Annotated in this window: 3 protein-coding genes; 1 reads left to right on the forward strand and 2 read right to left on the reverse strand. The window is 69.1% G+C overall.

From position 1 onward, the window contains the following. Together ACFSXZ_RS25145 and ACFSXZ_RS25150 are read right to left on the reverse strand one after the other, a co-directional pair. Nucleotides 1-961 (reverse strand): hypothetical protein (locus tag ACFSXZ_RS25145; RefSeq protein WP_378267645.1); only part of this gene is annotated, 961 nt, incomplete at its 3' end. A gap of 317 nt (nt 962-1,278) precedes the next feature. After that, nucleotides 1,279-1,926: a hypothetical protein gene (locus tag ACFSXZ_RS25150; RefSeq protein ID WP_378267646.1), complete on the reverse strand. Its 648-nt coding sequence runs from the start codon at nt 1,924-1,926 to the stop codon at nt 1,279-1,281. On the opposite strand from ACFSXZ_RS25150, the gene ACFSXZ_RS25155 reads away from it, so the two are divergent. Further along, the gene (locus ACFSXZ_RS25155; protein WP_378267647.1) at nt 1,925-23,341 is read left to right on the forward strand and encodes a hypothetical protein; all 21,417 of its coding nucleotides are present in this window, start codon (nt 1,925-1,927) and stop codon (nt 23,339-23,341) included. The two genes, ACFSXZ_RS25150 and ACFSXZ_RS25155, sit on opposite strands and share 2 nt — an antisense overlap. Nucleotides 23,342-23,434 lie beyond the last annotated feature (93 nt).

The following is a 23,434-nucleotide window of genomic DNA, read 5'->3' on the forward strand; positions in this document are numbered from 1 at the left end:
TGATGTGGCGGGTGGGGGGAAGTTGCCGGGGTTGGGTGAGCATGGCGGCGGTGAGCACGGTGGTGAGCATGGTGGTGGTGGGCAGTGGGGTGAGGCGCCGCCTCCGTATTCGCGGGAGGTGCCGGAGGGGCACAAGTCGTTCCTTCCTCTTGACCAGTCCCAGCAGCAGCCTGTTGAGCCCCTGGAAACCGGGCATCAGAACCAGCAAGCCCAGACCGGGCAACAGAACCAGCAAAACCAGGTCGGCCAGCAGGGCCAGCATGTCGAGGTCGGCCAGCAGGGCCAGCATGTCGAGGTAGGGCAGCGAGGTCAGCCAAGCGAGGTCGGCCAGCAAGGCCAGCAAGTCCAGCCCGGGCAACAGGGTCGGCAAGACCAGAGCCGAACCGGGCAGGGCCGGCAAACCCAGGCAGGCCAACAGGTCCAGGAAGGTCAGCACGGGGAACATCGCGGGGAAAGCCCGGTCGGTACGCGGAGCCAGGCCGGTGAACTGGCGCAGGCCGGTGAACAGGTTCACGGTGGGTCGCATGGCCATCAGCAGGAGCAGGCCGGGAGCGGGGCGGGGGCTTCGGCCGGTTCCGGTCATGGGGTGGCCGATGGCGTGGCCGGTGGTGGCGTTGGCCGTGGCGACGAGGTGTCGGGAGCGGGGGATGTCGGCGGTCGGCGGATGGGGGTGTTGTTCGCGGCGCCGTCGGGGGTGGGCGCCGGGGAGATCGCGCGTCCGGTGACGGTGGTGTCTGGTCCCGAAGCCGGGGGTCGACCGGAAACCAGCGTGACGCCCACATCGGGCGGCGAACACACCGCCACTGCGGGAAATCCAGCGCACGCCGTCGCCCAGGGCACGACCGGCACCGGCACACGTGACGCGCACGATTTCCTGCTCGGTGAGACCAACAGCGGCGGGCGGCCGACGGTCGAGCATACGGGCCAGGTGGCCGAGACCGCCCCGCCCGCTGATGGCCATGGGAATGACCTCTCGATTCCGCAGCAGACGGTGCGTCCGGCCGTGCCAACGCATTCCGCTGTGCCGGTGAACTCTGTTGCTTCACCGCACTCCGCTGCGGCTGAGAACCCTGCTGTACCAACGCGTTCCACTGTGCCGGTGAATCCCGCGGGGGCGGACACGGCTGTGCCGTCGAACCGGACCGCGCCCGCGAATCCGGCCGCGGCCGCGAATCCCGCGGGAGCGGCGAGCCCGGCCGCGGCCGCGAACCCACCGGGTCGGCCGACCACTTCCTCCGGGGTGCAGGACCGGGCTGGACAGTCTGTTGTGGATAGTCATCAGGAGGTGACGCAGCGGCCGGTGCCCACGGCGTCCTCGGTGCCGTCGACGACCGCGGGGGTTCCAGCGCGAGGTGGGCCCGCCCTGTCGTCCCCGCCATCGGTGAGTTCCGATCGCCCCCGGACGGAGCCGTCGTCCCCGCCGGTGACCTCCGACCGTCCCCCAGCGGAGCCGTCGTCCTCGCCGTCGGTGCCTCCTGACCGTCCGCGTGCGGAAGCTCCGTCCCCGCCGTCGGTGAACCCCGACCGTCCGCAGGCGGAATCTTCCCGGAACGGCGCCACCCCGGCGAGTGCTCCCCCTCGCCCCGCCGTGCCCGCGCAACCTGCCCCGGCGTCGCAAGTCACCAACGGGGTGCGGCAGGGCCCGTCTTCGGTCACCACCCCGGTCGAGCCACGTCCGGCCGCGCCGCAGGTCACGGTTCCGCGTGCGACGGATCCGACGCCGTCGTCGCGAGCTTCCGCCCCATCGCCGGAGGCCGAGAGCACGCCCTTGCCCACCGGTGACCCAACTCCGCCGCGCACCTCGTCCGTGTCCTCAACCACGCCCTCGTCGTCCGCGCTCCCGTCACCACCCGCGTCCTCTGCCGCGTCACCGGTGGCGGCGAATGGGGAGGCGGACCGCGGTGGCAGGCCCGCGGACTCCGTCATGCCACCGCGTACGGAGGGAGGAGGCCCGCGTCCCGCGCCACCTCACCACGTCGAGTCGGAACCGCCTTCCGGGCACCGCCCACCCGTCCGGAACGACGTTGCGGCCAACGGCCGCCCGGATTCGGGACGGCCCGGAGGTGACCAGCGGACGGACGGTTCCGCGGCGGCACGCCTCGAACCTCCGCGTTCGGTCGACGGACCCGACGGTCGCGGTCCGGCGCGGCAGGCCCCGGGCGGTGACCGGCGGCACCAGACGGGCAAACCGGCCGACGGCCCCACTCCCCAGGACGCGGCGGCGGCACTGGCGGCCGCGCACCTGGCGGCCGGCGGGCCCGAGGGGGTCGGCGGGCCGCATCATGGAAACGAGGTGCCGGGCGCGCGGGACGACGCGCCATCGTTCGTTCCGTTGTCGGAATGGCACGCGATCCGCGATTCGGTGCCGGTTTCGCGCTATCACGCGGAGCGTTTCGATCCGGCCAAGAACGCGGAATCCGGAGGTACGCGGCTGCAGGGGCGGATCACGCAGATCCGGTTCGATGTGCGTCGGGGCGAGGTTCGTCCGGGCCAGTGGGTGCGGGAGATCGCGGCACCGATCGACCTGGTGTCCAAGGACGGAAACGTCGATGCCGGGACGCGGCGCGAGTGGGCCGAGACGTTGCAGCGGGCTCTGGACAAGTATTTCAACGTTCCGGCCAACCGGTTCGCCAATGGCGACCAGCCCTATTTCCGGATCGACGCGGCGACCCCGAACGGTGCCGACCATGGCTGGGACGTCGACGGCAACCGCAATGTGCCGGTGGAAGTGGTCGATCCGGCCAAGGAGGGGCCGGGACGGGCCGATCAGGTGCGGTGGCCCATCGGTGACCTCAACGACGCGTTGCACGAGTTGTTCCATTTCTATGGCTTGGGCGAGGGCTACAAAGATCCCGAGCTCATGCTCAACCGGAAAGACGAACCGGGGATCATGGGCCCCGATCGGGACCTGTTCCTCGCCCCGTCCAGCCTGGCCAAGCTCGATGAACTCAGCCTTCAGGCCGGTGAGGGCATCCGTGCCTACCGGCCGCCCCGGCCCGCCGATCCCCCCACGGTGGTCAACGACGGCCCGTACGACGCGATGCACACCCCGGCGAACGCGCCGCCCAAGCCGGACGATCCGCCGAGGCCTGGCGGCCCGTCCGGCCCGGACCGGCCGCCCGGCCCCGGTGGCGGCCCGGTTCCGGTTGCCGGGCCCGTGGACATCCCCCGGCTGAAGGCGGATTTGTCCGACGGGATCGCCTTGCTGGAACGGCATCTCGCGACGTTGCCCCCCGATTTCGCGCCCCAGTTGCGGGAGCGAATGCCGGCGATGTCGTCGTTCGCGGCAGGACTGCCTCACCTCCAGGTGACCCCCGCGGAACTCGCCGGCCGGTTGTCCAGCCTTCACGGGCTCATCGGGCAGGTCCGCACGGCGCGGTTGAACGCGATGACCCGCGTGCGGGACATCGCGCTCGCCAAGGTCGAGCGCGGCGAAAATCCCCTCACCTTCCATCCCGACGGCGTCCCGGGCGGGGTGAGCAGCAGGCCGGACGCGAAGTTCGGCCTGGAGGTCGAATTGCAGTTGCCTGCCAACGGGTTCGATCACACGCTCCACGACCTGGGGCGGAAACTGGAGCGCGAAGGCTATATCGAATGGCGCAACGGCGCCAAGTTCGAGGACAAGGAGTACGCGGCCCCGGACGGCAAATGGAAGATGATCAAAGAGCGTGCCCACGAGTACGGTGTGGAGCTCGTGTCTTCGATTCCCCGGGGTGGCGGGCCAATGTGGCGGAACGCCGGGGGATTGCTGGACATCATCCGTGAGCATCGGAGCGAGAGCGGTGAACGGCCTACGGCCGACAAAGTCGGTGGACACGTCAACATCAGTTTCGACGAGAACCTCAAACCACACGAGTATGCCCGGCTGGCGCAGCTCAACAAGGCGTTCGAGGCCACGCTCTACCGGTTGGGCAACCACCACGTCACCGCGCCGGGGCACCGCAAACTGAATGTCGTCGGGCCCAACCCGCTTCCTCCCGACCCACGGCAGATCGAGTCGCATGACGACGTGTCCATGCTGGACACCGGGAAAGAGGACGCACTCTATTTCGGATCGGTGGAGGGCGGGAAGAATGACCGGCTGGAGTTCCGGTGGTGGGCCTCCAGTCTGGATCCGGCGACCTGGCAGGCGCACGCGGAACTGACCGCCGCGATGGTGGAGGCGGCCCGGAATCCGGCCATCCACCGCCGGCTCGACCAGCTCATGGCCGACCCCGATCTGCTGATCCGGAGCAATCCGGACGAACATCCGGATGATCAGCTCGCCAAACTGATGGACTTCCTGGAACTGCTGCCGCTGAACCCGGCGACGCAGGAACTGGTCGTGCAGAAGTTCGCCGCGACCGCTCCGTGGCGCGACGACGGGCACAACGACGAACTCCTGCGCGCGCCGATGGTCGTCGGCCCTTTCGGACGCGGATGGCTGTTCCCGGTACCGGAAGACTCCGTGCGGAACGTGGTCGCGACGGCGATGGCGCAGCCCTGGTTCGAGGGCGCCGAGGTGCTTGCCGCCACGCTCACGGACAAGGGCGACCACGTCATGATGTGGGACGGCCGCGAGGTGCCACTGGACGACTTCGCCGAGGTCCTGCACAAGCGTTCCATGCTGACGAACGCGCTCCACGACGACCTGGACGCCGACCCGAAGGGACGGGCGATCCTCGCCGTCTCCGGTGGGCTCGACAGACTCGCGCCCGCCGTCGTCGACAAGCTCCAGGCTCCGGTCTTGGCGACCACGGACCAGGTCCGGCTGCACAACGGCCGGATCGAACTGCACTCCGAGCACGGCAGGCCCGAATGGGTGGCGCTCGCTCCGGGCCGGGAGCCTTTCCACACCGGCACGGCGGATGTCGAAGAAGCACTCGCGCTCGCCCGGGAGGAGTCCACGGACCACGCCGACGCGCCGATGTCGGATGACGAGAGTTTCCACGAAAGTGACGACGAATCGATGTCCGGCGTGGAAGAGAACCCTCGCGACAGCGATGACGAGGAAATGTCCGATGTGGACGACGGGCCTTACGACGCGATGCACGCCCCCGCCAACGCGCCGCTCCCGGACTCACACGGCACTTTCGATCGGAACCCCGCTCCCGCCGCCGAACACGATGCGGCGTCCGCCGGTTCCGCCGCGCACGACGGCCCGTCTTCGATTCCCTTGGCGGAGTGGCAGGCCATGCGGGACTCGCTGCCGGTGTCGCGGTATCACGCGGAGCGTTTCGATCCGGCAGGCAGCGGGCGTTCCCAGGGCGGCCGGCTGGAAGGGCGGATCACCCAAATCCGGTTCGACGTGCGCCGGGGAGAGGTTCGTCCGGGTCAGGTCGTACGGGAGATTTCGGTACCGCTCGATCTGGTGTCGAAGAAGGGAACGGTGGACGCCGCGGCGCGGCGGGAGTGGGCTGAGGAGGTGCAGCGGGCTCTGGACCAGCATTTCAATGTTCCGGCGAACCGGTTCGCCAATGGCGACCAGCCGTATTTCCGGATCGACGCGGCGACCCCGGATCGTGGCGCCCGTGGCTGGGACACCGACGGGTCTCGTAATGTGCCGGTGGACGTGGTGGACCCGGCCACTCAGGAGCGGGGACGGGCCGATCAGGTGCGGTGGCCGATCGGTGACGTCCGGGACGCTTTGCACGAGGTGTTCCATTTCTCCGGACTGGGTGAGGGATACAAGGACTCCGAGCTCCTCCTGAACCGGGAGGACGAGGGGGGAATCATGGGCCCCAAGCGGGACCTGTTCCTCACCCCGTCCAACGTCGCCAAGCTCGACGAGATGACCCTCCGAGCCGGTGACAGCATCCGGGCCTATCAGCCCCCTCCGCGTTCCGACCGTGCCACGCCGGCCGACGGCTCTCCGTATGACGCGATGCACACCCCGGCAAACGCGCCGCCGAGGCGGAACAATCCGCCACGGCCTGACGAACCGTCCGGTGGCGACCGGGATCGAGCCCCAGGCACCGTCCTCGATTGGATCGCCTACGAGCCCCCTGAGCGCCCCCAAGGTCATCCGGCACCGGTCCACGACGGCCCCCACGGCGCGAGGCGCCCCCCGGCCGTGACCGATTGGATCGCCTACGAGCCCGAAGGCGGTTCCGTGCCGGTACACGACGACACGGCTGGGCCCCCGCCCGTCGATCACTCCACGGCGGCCGGCCCCGAGCCGGGTCACCTTACGGACGCCGCCGAGCCCGTGGTGGAAAAGCCGGTCATGAAGTGGGTGGGCAAATTCCACTCGGGTAAGTATGGCGAGACGAACGGTGATGTACTGCATCCCGATGACGAAGCGGCCTTGCGTGCGCAGGCACGTGCGGCGGCGCCGGACATACTGGACCGTGCGCGCCGGGGCATCGAAATGCCCGACTACCGGATCATCTATCATTACAACAAGTTGCTTCCGAAGCTTACCGCGAAGCGGCACGAGGTCGCTGCCAAGATCTTCTCCGACGAGCTCGGCCGGGCGCTTTCCGAACTGCAGGGCGGACGACCGTCGATAACGGTGGATTCGTTGCGGTTCGCCGTGACCACCGACGTGCGGAAGGTGGCTCAATACTCCGGCCTGGAAAACAAGTTCGCTCTGTGGAGTCATTCCGATCCGGGATTGCCGAGCGAGCACTACCGGCGGCTCAGGTCGGTGAAGCTCGAATTCGACCAGCATGCCACGAAGTTGCCGAAGGCGCATGAGGACCGGTTGCGGTGGATGATCCAGGGCGAAGCGTGGCGGGCGTGGCGCGCGGGCGAGCCGTTCGTGCCCCCGATGCGGTTGGCGATAGAAGGCTGGGCGAAGGAGAAAGCCGAGGTTCACCAGGGCAGGGTGAAGGCGCTGGAGGCGGTGGCGGACTCGGCGGTGGCGTCGGTGCTGGCGGGTCTGCGGGCGCGTGGCGTGCGTGGACTTCTGTCCACCGAGTTTTTCAGGCCGATTCTGTTGATACCCGAGCCGGAAGCTCATTACGATTTCAGCCGCAATTCCTCGTTGCTGGTGGAAACCAACGCCGAGATACCGATTGCCTCCCAGGTCACCGTGGACTACCCCGGAGATTCGGAAAAAACCGAGTGGAAGGGGCGCTTCGAGGACGGCACGGACAATTTCCGCACGACGGCCGTGGAGGAGCTGCGGAAGCGACTGCGGGAGTCCGTGTTGCCGGCGCTGTTGTTGCGCCGGACGGCGGGAGGAGAGCCCTTCAAACTCGCCCTTGTCGTCCACTACACCTCCCAGAGTCTGCGGCGCACGATGGTGAATCGTGGGACTCCCGCGGCGGCCGAGCGGGCGGTGCGAACGGTCATCGATGAGGAATTGACCGCGCTCACGGGGAAAACGGCCGACCCGGTGACCCTTGCTTCGCTCGGCTTGGAGATCGTCCCGGATTATCGGATCACTCCCGGCGTTACCCATGTCGAGTTGAAGTCGATCCCGGGTCCACCCGTCCCGGAGGAAGGTCGTGCCGCCGCCGAAGCCGCACAACGACAGGCTCCGGTGCCCGGTCTCGATTGGCTGGACGACTTCGACTGGGACAACTTCCGGATCGGTGACGCACCTGGTGAGGTGAACCCCGGTGAGGTGAACCGCGGTGCGGAGCCGATGAGCGGTGTCGAGCCGACCGCGCGGCCCGAGGAAGAGGTGCCTCGTCCGTTCGACGACTTGTACGACGTGACTCCCCCTCCTCCCGGTACGCGCGCTCCAGCGCCGATTCCCCCGGCACGGGCGGAGGCGGCGGACGAGGCGCGGGCGCGGGGACGGAGGCGAGCACGGCCTCGCGACGAGACGGCTTCGTCGCGGCGGAAACCGCCTACCTCCGGCCGCGGCCGCGCGGGCAGGGAGCCGCGGACCGAGGAGCCCGCGCGTCCGATGGCACTGGCGGACGATGGCGGTCCGGTGGTGCCGGAGCCGTCGGCGGCCGCGATCCCCGCACCGGCCGCTCCCGAAAAACACTGGGAGGGCAATTTCGACGGTCGCACGACGAGATTGGTCGCCGCGGACAGGGACCTTCTGGTGGCGAAGGCGATCGAGGTGGCGCCGGAGTTGCTGCGGCGCGGGCTCGAGGCGCGTGAGTCGTTCGACTACTGGCTGACCTTCTACTACCCGAAGGGCAGCGGGCTGAACAAGACGCAAATGGTGCTGGACCGCCGTGACGTGATCGTCCGGACGTTCACCGGGGCGCTCGACGCGGAACTCACGCGTTTGCAGGGCGGCAATCCGGTGGTGACCACGAAATCGCTGGGGTTCGGCATTACGACCGACATGCGGGCGGTGGCGCGCACCGAGCCGATTCCGCATACGTTCGTGCTGGAGCGCCATGCCGATCCGGGTTTGCGGATGGCCGATTACCGGCAACGGACACGGGACGACAAACTGCGTTTCGCACCGCACGCGACACGGTTGCCGGTGGCGGACGAGAACCGGCTGCGGGCGATGATCGAAAACAAGGCGGAACTGGCGGCCTTGTCGGCGCCCCCGGGCACCCGGCGGCAACGGATGAACCCGGTGTCGTTCAGGATCACCGGGTTCCACCGCGAGACCGGGAAGGAGCACGGGGAACGGTCGAACTACCTGACCGATCTCGTGCGTTCGTCCATCGGCTCCGCGCTCAAGAGCCTGGAGGCTCGCGGAGTACGCGGGCTTCCGAGTGTGGACGAGTTGATGCCGGAGGTGCGGATACCACCGCCCGAAAAACACAGCAACGCCGGTCACCCCGCGTCGCTGGTGGCCGACACCGCTGCCGCACCGTCGTCCCACAGCCGAGCCGAAGTTCCGCCTGTTCCCGAGGTGACCGTGGACTACCCGGGAACGGTGACTTCCGAGTGGAGCGGCAGGGTCAGGGAGGGTGGTGGCGCGATCTTCGAACCGGACCTGCCCCCGTTGCGGCAGCGGATCCGGGAGACGCTGGTGCCCGCGTTGTTGCTGCGTCACGGTGCGGGCCTTCCGCCCTTCGAATTGATGTTGACCTACGGATACTCCGATACTGCCGGGAGGACACGCCACGAGGCCCGGGGCGGAAATCGTGCGGTGGCCTGGATGATCCGGGATCTGATCAACGACGAGATCGCCTCGGCGCGGGGCGGCGACCGTTCGGTGACAGCGGACTCGCTGGGGCTGAAAATCGCCGACGATTCCGTCGGGCGGCGTTCGGGCACCGCCACGTTCGAATTGACCTCGTATCCGGCCCGTACGGCACCGCCGGCGGCGCAGGCGCATGCCGGTCCGGCCGACACGGTGCGCGTTCCGGCCGGGATTCTGGTGGGGGACCGGGATTCCCCGGTGGCGCGGGCGGTCCGCTGGCTGCCGCAGGAAGACGGGATGTTCGGGGTCGTCCTGACCGTTCATGGTCCCATCGACCGGGCAGCGGTGACCCAGGCGATGGTCGATGCCGGCTGGCAGGGTGAGCCGATCCGGCTGTTCGCCTGTTATTCCCCGGAGGTCGCGGAGTTCGCGGGGTGGCTGAGTTCCCAGTTGAACACGCCGGTCGACCGGCCGGAGGCCTTGCTGTGGCTGGGGATGGAGGGGGACGGCCCGGCCGCGCGGGTGGGACGGCTGGCGCTGACCGGCGATGGCAGGCCGTTGGTGCCGGAGCGGCCCGGTGCGATGGCCGATCAGGGCCTGGGCTGGATGCGGCACTGGCCGGACGGATCGGTGACGCCGTCGTCCTACACCCTGCCCGTGCCCGGGAAGGCGCCCGCCCGGCTGGATCTGCGAGAACCGGTGCACCTGGGTCCCACCACCGTCAAAGGGAAGGCTCCCGTCCGGCGAACGGCGGTGGAACGACCGCCCGGCGGGCTTGACCGGATCGACTCCTTCTTCGATGACCCTTCCCCGGCGCCGAAGGCGGAGTCTTCGCGAGCGCACGAGCCCGTGGATCCCGCGGTCGAGCAGCGCCGCGTCGACGCCCTCCGGGAAGAACTCGCCGCGGAACCCACGCCGGAACGGGAACCGGTACCGGACGAGGAGGAACGCACCGCCGATTACATCGTGAAGCACCTGCCCTCCTACGTCCGGGAAAACCGGTTCGGTGGCAAGGGCCCGGTGGAACTCGTCGAGACCACGAAACAGGTCTCGGTCACGGGAATGCTTCGCAAGATCGCGCCCGGGGTGGCGGGCTGGAAGAAACTTCCGGACGTCGGCGCGGGAACCACGGACCTCCGGCGCGCGCCGGTTCAGCGGCTACTGGACACCAGCCCGCTGAAGTTCGCCGGCAAGGGCGAACGGTTGACGGTCACCACCCGGAAGGGCAAGAAGTACGAGCTTCTGCTCAAGACCGAGGCGGACTGGTCGCGGCTGGAGCCGCTGGCGGCGGCGGAAAACGACGCCAAGACCGCGAAGTCGAAGGAGAAGACGAAGGTCTCGGTCAAGCACACCACCCAGTTCGACCGCACCTTCGCCACCTCCTTTTCCAACGCCGGTATTCCCGGGCCGGTGGCCGGGTTCACTCCGCGCGTCCCGGTCGCTCCGGACCGGCAGCACGACACCGGCCTGGCCGGCGAGTACGGCAGGTCCTTCGACGTCGAACTCGGCAAGGCGCACATCGTCGAGGTGCCGTTGAAGGTCACCGCCACCCTGTTCGACGAGCACGGCCGGGTGGTGACTTCGCCGCACACCGACTCACACGGCCGGATCACCGAGACCGGTCAGGTGCGGGTGAAGGTCCCGCTCGAACTGGCGGTGGCCGAGGACCCGGCTCCGGCCGTGCTCTCTTACGCGCGCGACGGCCGGGTCGGGCAGGTCAAGCTGGCCGACGAAGCCAAGCTCGCGGCACAGGGGATCCACCGGCTCAGGCCCGGTGACGAACTGCCTCGCGGCTACGGCGTGGAAGCCGTGGTGGTGCACGATTCCCCGGACGGCAAGGATCCCTTCGACCAGATCGCCGAACGGCTGGGGAAGCAGTACGGCGACCGGTACGCCAAGGCCCTCGCCATCGGTTCGCACGGCAGGGAGTTCTTGCGGAACTTCCTCAGCCCGGACAACCTCACCCTGCGCCATCACGAGATGGCGGTGTCGAAACCCGACCCACCCCGGCACGCGGGCTGGATCCGCTCCCATCCGCTCTACAAGGGACGCAACGCGCGCGGTATCGAATTCTTCACCCGCGCCACCCAGCTCGAGGCGCGCCTGGTGCCCAGGTGGTACCAGGTCGGCACGACCGCCGAACGGAAGATCACGGACACGAGCCGGACGCACATCGAGGTCACCGACGACAAGAAGCTCAGCCGCAGGCCGGGATTGGACGTCTTCGGCGGCTTCGGCTGGGACACCGGGACGGCCACCACCGTGATGGTGGGGGGCGCGTTCGGTGCCAGCCGGGGAACCTCGCACGGGCGCTCGCTGAGCCGGGTGGTCGCGAGGAAGGACGCCGTCTCCGGTACCGAGGACAGCACCCGTTATCAGGTGGTCTACGAGCTCCAGGTACGGCCGGTCGGGATGCGGGGCGAACCGGTGGCGGGCGCGGTCACCGCTCATCTGGATACGCGGAAACGGGATCTGGGGGCGCGTGCGGACCGCGGCTTCGTGCCGGATGTCTATCGCTCAGGTGAGGACCGCGCGGCCTGGGGTCCCGCCGAGATGGAGCACGACGGGGACCTGCCCGGCCGTGTCGAAGACATTTCCCCGGAGGACCAGGCATGGGCGTACGAAACGCTCGTGCCCCTGTTGCGGAAGATCCCGCCGGAACTGCGGCGGTGGTGGAGCACCAGCGATTTCATCCGGAGTTTCGACGATCCCAAGCTGGCCAAGGGCCTCACGCCCAAGATCGCGGACATGCTCTCGCGCGAGGGTGAGTTGCGCCAGAGGCTGTCCGGGCCGGAGATCTCCGCCCTGATGAAGATGATCGGGAGCAAGGACGGGCTCAAGATCGTCCTCAAGCGCAAGGGACTGCTGCACAACTACCGGTACCAGGTCACCCTCAAGGGCACCCTTTCCGATCTCCGTGACGGGGATCCGGTCCAGGCCAAGGACCAGGCCCGGACCGTGCGCCTGAAGGAGACCCACACCGCGACGACCGGCCGGACCGGTGACTGGCTGACCTCCCTGGGGCTGCCCCAGGTCCGCGTGTTCGTGGGCGCCACCAGGAATCTGGGGCTGTCCTTCGTCACCGGGCCACAGCTGACCAAGACCGGGGCGAAATCCTCGGCCGTCGTGCACACCTCGGGCAACAAGGTCGACATCAAGCGGGGTGAGGGCCTCACCGCGGAGGGCAAACTGGGTGACGCGGCGATGCGCCGGTTCGCCGGGACCATGTCCGTGGAGATGACGGTGCTGGCGTCCGCCAAGGAGAACCGCGGCGCCCGGAAGTTCATGTTCGGCAGGCCGGGACTGCATGTGCCGAAGCTGGTGGACGTCACCGCGAACATCCCGCCGGAACAGCTGACCCGGAAAATGCCGGTGCGCTTCACGATTCCGGAGGCGCTGACGCGGGACACCCCGCCCGATCCGCCGGAACGCCTCGCGCCGTTCGATCCGGCCACCGCCCGCCCCGCCGGTCCCGAGCCGCTGGAGCCCGCCCCGCACGTCTTCGACGACGTGGAGGTCGTGAGCATCGGCGGTGTCGACAAGCTTCAGCACATGGTCAAGACCCTGCTGGCCAAGGTGTCGAAGCAGACGCCGGAAAAGCCCGAAGACCCGATCTTCGCGTTCGAACCGCACAAGATCACCGAGGCCATCACCCACCATCTCTCGCCCGAGGCACTCGCCAACGATCCGGCCCTGTTCAGCCGGACCAAGCTGGTGGAAGGTCTGGACCATGACCGCCGGATGGACAAGGTCGGCGCCTCGGTGGAGCTGAGCTTCCGTCCCACGGTGGAGCGGCTCTACACCACGGACGGCGAGTACCAGCAGATCGTCACCGAGCAGTCGGCCACCAGCGGGACGAAACAGGCAGGCGGGAAAGGCAAGGGAGGCCGCTTCCAGACGGTGTTCGTGCTGTCCCCGAGCGGGCAGGGCAACCCCGTGCTCGGTACCGACGGTCCGGGCGGGAAGACGGTGACCGGTGGTTTCGCGTCGATCGTGGTGAACCTCTCCACGTTCGGGATGACCAGCAATCGCACCGCCGAAACCGGGCTGGAGTCCACCGAGCGCTTCACCGCGGGCGGCCTGCCGGAGCCCCGGATCCTCACCCATTTGGCGGTCAAGGTCGAAGCCGCGGCACAGGTGGAGCACACGAAGTGGTACAAGTTCGGCTGGGACAAGGCCAAACCGGCCCGCCTGCGGGGCGAGATCACCGTTCCCATGAAGGTCTGGCTGACCCGCGAGCAGGTCTATGCCGCGTTGTCCCACGAAGATCGCGAAACCCTCCGGGGCGACCGCGACACGTGGGAGATGCTGTTCGGGCACGACCTCGACCACCTTCTCGACGAGGACGGTGCTTTCCCCGTGCACCCGGCGCGAGAGGAGCATCCGGAGCGGACCTTGCCCGTGCCCGCGTCGTTGCGTGAGGGCGACGGTGGCGCGGCGAAGCCGTCGCTGGGGCTCGGTGGCGTGCGTGAGCGCATCGACCTGGCGCACCTGGTCGGCGATCTGCGGGACCAGCTGAAGGCCAGTCTCGGCAAGGAGGCCGCGCACCGGTTGCTGCCCCCGCATCTGGTGGAACGGGGAAACGACAACCACCGCGAGGCCAGGGCTTTCCTCTCCGACGTCAACCGGGCGATGCATCACCTGCTCAACGGCCGGAGGGCGGACCCGATCCGGCTGGAGAACTGGGCCAACGGCGAGACCTACGACCTCACACTCTCGGCGAAGTTGACCGACGCGAAGTTCCACGGCATCGAGCACGGCGACAAGTACAAGGTCGCCAACTCGTCCAAGACGTCGGAAACCTCGACGCGCCAGCGTGGCCGGGTACTGGCGAACCTGACCGGCACCCTCCGCGGTCTGTTCCGCCTGCACAAGGTCAATCACTACGGACCGGACGAACCGAAGCCCACCGAGGGGCAGGGGCCGCCCATGGGCGCTTTCGGTTTGGGGCAAAGCGTCCAGGCCTTGTTCGGCACCAGGAACAGGCAGAAGGAAGAGCTCCACACCGAGGACGGCCAGAACTCCGGGGAGATCTCCGGACCGGTCGCCGCGTACCGGGGGAAGTTCGCCATCACCGCGAGCATCACGCGGCACGGCACCTCCTACGCCTCCGCCACGGTGACCAGGGATACGACGGTCACCCAGTCGCCGGACGTGTCGTTCCCCGAGCCGCAGCGCGATCACCTCGGATTCGCCGAGGGGCACCGGCGTATTCCCCGGAGGGAGTTGCGCCGCGCGGGACTCGACCGTTGGCGCGCGTTCCGCGCCGACGGAACACCGACGCCGAAGCTGCCGGACGAGCGGAGTTTGTTCGTCGAGCACTATCTCGGTGATCTGGAGGAGCTGAAGAAGGCCGCCCGCGCCGCGCTGGGCGACTCGGGCGTCGACGTCGTCCGTGACCGGAGGACCGGCGAACCGGAACGGCTGGCGGACTCCGGCATGGAGCGGGCACTCGACGCGGCCGTCACGTCGTCACTGATCAAGGCGCGACGGCAGGTGATCCTGGAAGAGGGCCTGAGGATTCCTCTGCCGATCAAGGGAAACCGGATCCTGGAGTTCCACGCTCGCCTGCACGGCTCGCGGTTCGCCGCCCTCGGCGGTACCAAGGTCGACGGGAGCATCGGGGTGAAGGACAAGTCGACCTCGGAGGTCCAGAGCGGCAACACCCTCGAAGCCAACCGGCCCGACCTTCCCTTCGTGGCCGGCACGCTCCATCCGGAGGGCGCCAACTCCCGGGGGCACCGGCAACCGGGGCAGAGCAACCTGGTCAACACGCTGACCGAGACGCGAGCAGTCCTGGCGCCGTCCTCGGCGAAGCTGACCGCGGCCGGCACCCGGCGGGACCACTCGGCGAAGTACCCTCTCAGCAAGGAAAATCTCGACGCGAAGACCGACGAGCTTTCCCAGCTGCGGCTCGCCGACATCGAATGGTCGGTCGTCGCCGCCCGGGCGGACGCGCCGGACACCTTCCTCGGCGGCCGCCGGTTCCTCGTGCGGGACGCCCTGAGCCTGCGCATGCGGAACGACATCGCCGAAGAGCTGACCGGCGATGTCCTGCCGTCCTCGCTGAAGGACGCGGCGAAGGACCTGCACGACAAAGGCAAAGAGTGGACGGCGGCCGAGCTCACGCGGCGAGGCCGCGAACACGCGGCCCGGCGGGCGCGGCGAGCGCTCGATCTGGCCGAGGACAAGGCGGCCGCGGAACAGGAGAAGATCGACAAGGTCATCGACAGACTGCCGGAGCGGATCGAGAAGGCGGACCAGCGCGCCGACAAGGCCCGCAAGGTGGTCCACAAGGTCGAACGCGCGCTGGCCCGGGCGGAGCACAAGGGCAGTGCCGGTGTGTCCGTCCTCGAGGCCGACCGTGACGCCGCCCTGAGGCGGTCCGTCGAGGCTGACATCGAGGCGAGGGAGCTGCGGGAGGAGTTGGCCGCGGCGCTCGACCGCCCGCTGAGCGAACCCGATGCCCGGCTGCGCGACGCGTTCGCCGACGCCGTCGACGAGCGCCTGCAGGCCGATGAGGACCTCCGCGAGGCGGAGGAGGCGTGGTGGCAGGCCAAACGCCGCTACGACGCGGCGGTCGCGCGCAAGTACTCCTGGGACGCGACGCACGAGTCGCGGCGTGATCCGGAGGACGAGGACCCGGTCGCCGCGGTCAGCGCGAAGATCACCGAAACGAGCGCGAAGGCGGGCAAGCTCGCGTCCGCGGTGGAGACGCAGAACCGGTTGCTGGAACGCGCCACGGCCAAGGTCGCGGACGTGCGGGGAGACGATCTGCGCGCGACGCTCGCCGAAGCGGGCCTGCGGCAGCGGACCGCCGAGCGGGCCGCGACCCTGGCCCAGCACGAGGCCGTCGAGATCGAGCTGCAGGACCTGTCCGCGAAGCTCGCCGCGCTGAGGAACGAGGTCCCGTCGGACTCGCGGAAGGGCGAACAGTCCGGGGATCACCGTCCGCCGCGCCCGAAGGGCCGTCGCCGGGTGAGATTCGCCGACGAGGAGCCCTCGCCGGCCACCGCCCCACGCGACCCTGGCGAGCATGCGGCCCCGCACGACACCGGTGGCCCTGGTGATCATGCCTCCCCGCACGACACCGGTTCCGATGCCCGCGAGGGCCTGCCCGCGCGGTACGAACCGGTGCGCGGGGTGAACAAGGCGAACTACGACAGTGGCAGACTCGAATACCGGACGAACTGCCTGTCCGCGGTGATTCAGACCTTCCTGACGATCATGACCGGCCGGACCCACCAGGCGGCACCGCACCTCGATCGCGACCGGCTCCGGCACGCCTCGGAGCTGGAGGACTATTTCCAGCGGAACTTCGGCGTGCCCGGCCGTCCGGCGAGATTCCAGCGAGTCGACAGCCTCGACGAACTCGAACGAAGGATGCTCGGAGAAGGCCGCGACTCCAACGCGCACGCGGTCGTGCTGACCGTGAAGGGACAAGGCAAGTTCGGGCACCCCTTCAACGCCCACCTCAATCCGGACGACGGCAAGGTCCACTACATCGACGGCCAGAAGTTCTCCGGGCGCCCCGAAGTGTCCGGCCAGTTGTGGGTCATGCTCACCGCGCCGGCCGTGGACCGCCCACGCCACGCCGAGCCCGCGCCGGTGGTTCCTTCGGCCGTCACGGGAATCCGCATCGCCGGCGAGCAGCCCGGAGGTGCGCACCTTTCCCCGCCACCGCCGGTGTGGTCGCCGGAAGCCGGGCAGGCCTCGCGATCCGCGACTCCGGGATCGCCGAGGCTTTCGCCGAAACTGCCCGAATCGGAGTGGTGGCGGTTGTTCCTGGACCCACGGCACCACGCCGAGGCGCAGCGGAAACTGCCGGACGATCCTGGCGCGCTGTACGACACCCAGCGCTCACCGGGTTTCCGGCAGGGCCTGGTCGATGCCTACCGGGAGTTCCTGGACGCACCCGATCTCGGTACGCGCAGGCTGACTTCGGCCGACTACAAACGCATGCACGAGCTCGTGACCGGGCACATCGGCAAGAAGCTCGATTGGAGCGGGGCGGTCACCGGCTCGGCGATTTCGTCGACGGCGCACCCGTTGCAGGCCGACCGGCCGCATCCGGAGGTGCTGGCCGAGAAGGTGGGCGGGCGCCCGCTCATGGTGGAGGACCACGTCTACGTCGCGATGGACGCCGAGGCGCGCGCGGCGCTGGCTCCGCTGACGGTGCTGACCCGGTACGAGGGGAAGTCCGGTCAGCCGGTGCTCCGGACGGCGTACACGAAGGCCGAGGCGCCGAGCCTGGCGGACTCCATTTTGGACACCTATTACGACGACCTGGAGCACGCGGGCACCGAGCACGAGCGGTTACGGGCCCTCGGACGGGCCGTGCGGAACCTGCTGATCACGCATCTGTTCGAGGACGGCAACCGGCGTGCCGGCGTGCACGTGATGCTTCAGCGGCTCCTGCTGGAGCAGGGATTCGAACCCGCGATCGTGCCCGCGAGGCTGTTCAAGGGCGGATATTCGGCGGACGAGATCGCCGTCGCGTTGCGTCGCGCCCAAGACACCGGCCTGGTCGCGCCGTCCCGCGAGGCGGACGACGGTGATCATGGACTGGCCGAGATGTTCGCTGCGCTGAACGAGGTCAAGCGCGCCCGGCGGGAGTTCGACGAGGCGGTCTTCAGCCAGCTCACCGGTTCGCGATCCGACGTTCATCCCGAGACGGCGATGGCGCGGTTGGTCGGCGCGATCACCAAACTCGACACTTTCGACCGGGAAGCCGCCTCGGCGGAAGAGATCGCGCTGCACGACGCGATGCAGGCGCGTTACGACGCCTGGGACCGAGGCGTCTCCGAGGCAGAGCTGGTTCGCCATGACGCGGCCGTCGCGAGGGCAGCCTTCGCGGCGGGCAAACTGGAGGAACTGCCCCCGGACATCGAGGAAAACGCCCCGGATCCAGCGCCGGAGTCCTCCGGCGGGCCCCGGGACGAGTCTCCCCGGACTACCGTCGAGAGGGCACGCGCGCAACGGCCGAAGCTCGTCGGTGGGCGTGGATGGGCCAACATCCGCGCCGCCGTGGTCAAGGGGACCGGGGGAGCGGATTCGCCGTGGCACAAGCTGATCGAACTGGCGTTCTCGGACGAGAACCTGGAGAAGAACTTCTCGCGGGCAACCGATGACCGCTTCATCACCAACCTCGCCGAGCGCGCACACCAGGGCGGCCCGGAAATCCGGGTCACGCTCGTGAAACTGAGTTCGGACGGGCCCGCCACGGACACGAAGGCCGACCTCGGCGCGGAGACCTCCCGTCCCGGCGCCGGAATCTCCTCGTCCACCGAGAACGCGCCCGAGCTGACCGAACCGGCCTGGGTCCGGATTCCCACTCCGCACGTGATCGTGCGGGGCACGCTGGTCGGCATGATCAATCGCCTGGGCTCGGCCATCAACGCGGCCCGATCCCAGACCCATACGACCCGGGTCACCGAGCCCGGGGTCGCGGCCTCGGAGTCCGAACACCGCGCGACCTACAAGATCACGATCACGCCGAAACGCAAGTGGCCGTGGAGCAAGCCTGTCCACCAGGTCTTCTACGCCGACAACCACGTCACGCTGGCCTGGCCGGAAGAGCATCCCGGCGAGCCGGAGCCGGTCGACCCGAGGGCCATCGAACACGGCGAGTTCTCCGGGCTGGGCCGCGTCTACCACGACGTGTCCGAAAGCCTCGGTGGTTTCGCCCACAACGATCCCGAAGCCAGGCGTTTCCGCGACGACTGGCTGCCCTCCCTGGCGGACCGGGCCGCCGGGTTGTTCGGAGGTGAGGTAGCGAAGGAGACCTTTTCCTTCCACGGCGGGAAAAAGACGATCTTCATCGGCCTGCGCGGCCGCGACGACGACGGGTCGAGACCGTCGGCCCGGCCGATCCGGGAGGGCGAGGGCACGGCCGAACACGGCGAGGAGACCGCCGTCACCACCATGTCCAGCGTCTCGCAGACCCGGCGGCGGGGCGCCGGCGCCATGATCCAGGCCGGTGACATCACCGGGGTGACCGGCGCCGCGGCCGGCCCGATGGGGATCGACTACCGCGCCACCAACCGGACGGATTCGGCCACCACGGCGGCCTCGCATCAGACCCGGCAGACCTATACCGGACCGCTCACCGCGCACCGGTCGGACATCTCGTTCGTGGTGGGGGTGGGCGAGGCGGACCGTGACCCGGCGCGACGGTTCACTGTGGACGGTACGGCCACCTTGTGGACACGCGGGAAATCGCCCGGCCCCCGTGAGATCGAACGCCGTTATCACCTCGGCGAGGACGCTCAGCGGCGATTGCGCACGGTGGCCGACGACGAAAACGTGGTCATCGACGTCACCCGGGCGGGCACGGCCAACGGCCACCATGTCTTCGACGTTCGCCATCCGGACGGCAGACCACTTGCTGACGCCGACTACGACCGGATCGCCGCGTTGTTGCCCAACGACGGTGACGGGAAATCCCCGTCCGGCGACCGTCCCACCGAGGCAGGGGCAACGTCGCCCACGGTGGTCCGGTTCGCTCCTCGCCGGGCGCCGGAACTGGCGGCGGCCGACTGGTTGCCGCCCGTCCGCGAACAGGCGGCCGACTTCGGCGAGCAGTTCTGGTCGGACTTCGCCAGGCGGTTCGACGCCCTGCGCGCGGAGGCAGGCGAGCCCGCCCGAGTATCCACAAAGGACATGGAGCGGGGAACGCCGCCCGAGCACGACCCGGCGGGAGCCGGACGGCACGAGGTGCCCGACCGCGTGGATGCCCGTTACGAACTGCCGGACGAGGTCGCGAACGACATCACCGGGCGGCTGTTGCACCGCCTGAACGCCGAGGGCGTGATCGCCGCGCGCCGTGGCCCGGTCAAGCGAATGCTGTTCATCGGCCGGAAAGCGAAGATCCGCACCTCCGAACTGCCGGGCCTGGCGCGGCGGATCAGCGGGTTCTTGAAGGACAACGCCCGCGAACTGGCCAACGGCGGCGACGGGATCCGGGTGCCGGTCAGTTCGTGGCACCACGGCGCGCCCGACATCTTCGTGCGGGGCATCATGGACCGGTCACACGCGGCCTACCAAGGGCCGCGCGAGGGCGAGCGGACCGGCGGTACCGTCACCGGCAGCCACGAGAGCGGCGTGGGGCACGGAAAGACCCACCACGTGTCCGCGGGCGTGGTGGTTTCCGGATACGACGTGCGTGCCGAAGACGCCAAGTTCGCCGGCAGCCAGTTCACCTACAAGCACGGTTCCGGCCGGGACGAGGCGATCACCCGGGAATTCACGCATGAGCAGCGGCTGGACTCCGAACGAGAAACGCACGGTTACCGGTATCCGGCCGCCTTCGAGGTACGCACCGACGGGAGATGGTCGGAACCGGCGCGGCTGCGGTACTGGCGTGGCGAGGCCGAAGCGGACGGCAGGTCGCATACCGCGGAGAGCACGGTGCGCGGGCACGTCGACGTGTCCGCGCCCGCGCACGCCGGGCGTGACGGCGACGTGCTGGGCGAGGTGCCCGCCGACGACTGGCACGCCCCGGGCGAGCCGGAAACGCGAATGCGTCCAGGCGATCTGCCGCCCGGGTACGAACTGGCGGGGATGAAGCCGGTGCCGAAGCTCGCCTCCACGGCGGCCGCGTTGCTGGAGATGCCGCGGTCGGCGCGTTGGAAGGAGTGGCTGAAGTGGCCGTTCGTGGGCGGACGTCCGAAGGCCCTCGACGAGCACGACGACACGCGGTTCGTCGGCACGCACGATCTGACCCGGACCACCGGCGGTGAACACGACGCGGCGCTGGACGCGCTGGAGGCGTTCGCGCATCCGGCGAGGCGGATGGCGGCGTTCCAGCGGACCGCGCTGTATGAGGACAAGGTGCGGCTGGAGACGCACAACATCGGCGGCCTGGCCGGGCACCGGGAACTGACCGGGGAGCTCGGCCTGCGGCTGCGGCTGGGCAACCCGCACATCGTCGGCCGCGACGACGAGCACGTGTTCACGCGCAAGACCGGTATGAAGACCACCGCGGCGAAAGGGAAATGGAGGTCGCGCGGGCTGCGGGCCAAGATCAACGTCGCCGACTTCGTGCCGCTGCGCAAGTACTTCCTGGGCGGGACCTTCGCCGAGATCATCCCCCGGTACATCCGTGCGAAGAACGAGGAAAGCAGCGACGGTATCCGTGACACGGGCGAGGAAAGCCATGTCGAGCGGGGCTACCTGGTCAGTTACGGGGGCCGGTACGACCTGGGCGCTTCGGCGCGCCGCCGGTGGCAGGACTTCTACGGCTTCCGCCACAACGGAACCCGCTACGAGAAGTCCAGGTGGACTCAGGTCCGCGACGCCGTGCAGGTGTGGGTCCCGGCGAGCGAGATCCATCGCGTCGGTGTGCTCACCGCGGACGACCTCGCCAAGCTGGACGACGCCGAGACCACCCGGTACCAGAGCGAGCGTCAGCGGCCCGGTGAAGCTTCCCTTGCCCGCCAAGGCATCGACGGTCATCCGGTCGGCTCGCATCGCGAGCGCGAGGCACCCGTTCCCGAGCCGGACGAGCCCCGGGTCCGCCCGCCCGCGAACGTCGGCCGGGGCGTGGGAAGACTCGACTGGTACCGCCTCAACGCCCCTGTCGAACTGGCCAAGGAAATCGGCGACGCGCTGGCCGCCTGGTCGCGGGACCAGGCGGCGAAGGCGGGAATGAAGGGCAAGGACTACCGGACCCCGTCGATCGAGAAGTTCGATCAGATCAACGAGCGGCTTCTGGAAGTCCTGGGCCCTGAACTGGCCTCCGCCGGATCCGACCCGGCGCTCGCGGCCATGCTGAACGGCGGATGGCCGGTGGTGGTCACGGGGCAGACCGTGTTCGGCAAGGTCGAGCAACTCGTCGTGCTGCGCGCCGAACCCGGCGAAGGCAGCTACCACCAGCGGATCGGAGGGCGCACGACGGCCCAGGAAACCGAGGCGACGCGGACCGACGGCGACCAGATCACGAACACCTGGACGGCCGACATCGACGTCGGGGTCGGCTATTACAGCGCACACGGGCCGAAGGGACCAGGGTCGCTCGGGTTGCTGGTCGGCGGTGTCGAGGTGCACGTTTCGGACAGCACGGGGAGTTCGCGGCACCGAAGCGAGGGCACCCGCGCGAGTTCCGGGAAACACGATGCCGTGCAGTTCCTGCACGATCTCGACGTGACCATGGACGTCTACCCGTACTCGCGTCCCGGAACCTACGGGAAGTTCCTGGAACGCGCGTGGCCTTCCCTGGCCCCCCGGCGGTTCGGCGAACCGTGGCAGGCGAAGTTCACCCTGCCCGGCGCGGGCCGTTCCACGGTGGCCGTCGACGAGTCCGTCACGGACGGCGGCGCGCCGGTCAAGCCGATCGCGCACGCGGTCGGCACCTGGCATGCCGACCAGGCCGAGCGAGGTGTCCCGTTCGGTTTCAGCAAGGACGACAAGGGCCGCACGAAGGCCGACATCCACGTCCGTCCCTTCGCCGCGCCCAAGCTCCACGCGGCACTGGAAAAACTGGTGCGCGGTGACCACGACGACGCCACGGCTCCCCGGCGGCCGGTGCTACGCCCGCAAACCGCGCACAAGCTGTTCGTGGAGGGCGGGAGCGGCACGCTCCGCGGGCGCCTGCTCGAGGTCTTCACCCGGAGTGGGCACAAGATCGGTTTCGAGGTCAACGAGGGGCTCGGTGACCGCCTCGGGCACGTGATCGTCGGTGCGAATCTCGCAAACCGCAAGCTGCTCAAGGTGATCGACGAGGGTGAGCTGAGCAGGACCGGCCGCGAGCGGGAAGACGCGACGACCGGATCCGCGATCAACGTCGCGCCCTACTGGGCGACCGTCGCCGACGCCCGGGGCGGGTTGATCGAACAACCCATCTACCGGACCGCGATGCAGGGTATCGAGGCCATTCACCTGCCCGCCGACTTCACCTACGCGCGCGAGCACGGCGCGGCCACCGAGGGGGACGCGGGTCATCCGGCCGGTGAGCGTCCGAAGGGGCCGCGTTACCTGGTCGAAGTCACCCCGCGCTGGCGGATCACCCCGTTCTACAACGGAAAAAAGGTGCCGGCGAACTGGCACGACACCATCCACACCGGCCGGGACGAGCCGATCCTGCTCGAAGTGGACCGCCTCGGCCTGGAGGAACTGGGGTTGAAGGCGCCGGATACCGCGCCGGAAGTCCGGGTTTCCCCTCCCGGTGAGATCCGCGACCCGTCGGCGCGTCCGTCCGACCAGGACGGACAGCTCGGCCGTGGTCTGGGCCTGATGCTGACCGCTCGTGATTTCACCGCACGCGACGCGGAAGAGGATTATCGCGACGAGTTTTATCCGTTACTGCCCGAGGTAAACCAACCTCGTGTTCTATCCACAGTGGACACATAGCGGACCGACCCGCGGGAGGAATCCTCCCGTGCGGACAGGGGAATCGGGTTTTCCCGCGACGGCGTTCCCTCCGCCTGGTACCAATCCGACCAA

It is taken from the genome of Amycolatopsis pigmentata (genome assembly GCF_042684065.1).
GTDB classification, from domain to species: domain Bacteria; phylum Actinomycetota; class Actinomycetes; order Mycobacteriales; family Pseudonocardiaceae; genus Amycolatopsis_E; species Amycolatopsis_E pigmentata.

Bases quoted from the DNA above. Each gene is read 5' to 3' on its own strand.
- ACFSXZ_RS25155 (WP_378267647.1), top strand. From the start codon at position 1,925: ATGCCACCGCGTACGGAGGGAGGAGGCCCGCGTCCCGCGCCACCTCAC.
- ACFSXZ_RS25150 (WP_378267646.1), bottom strand. From the start codon at position 1,926: ATGACGGAGTCCGCGGGCCTGCCACCGCGGTCCGCCTCCCCATTCGCC.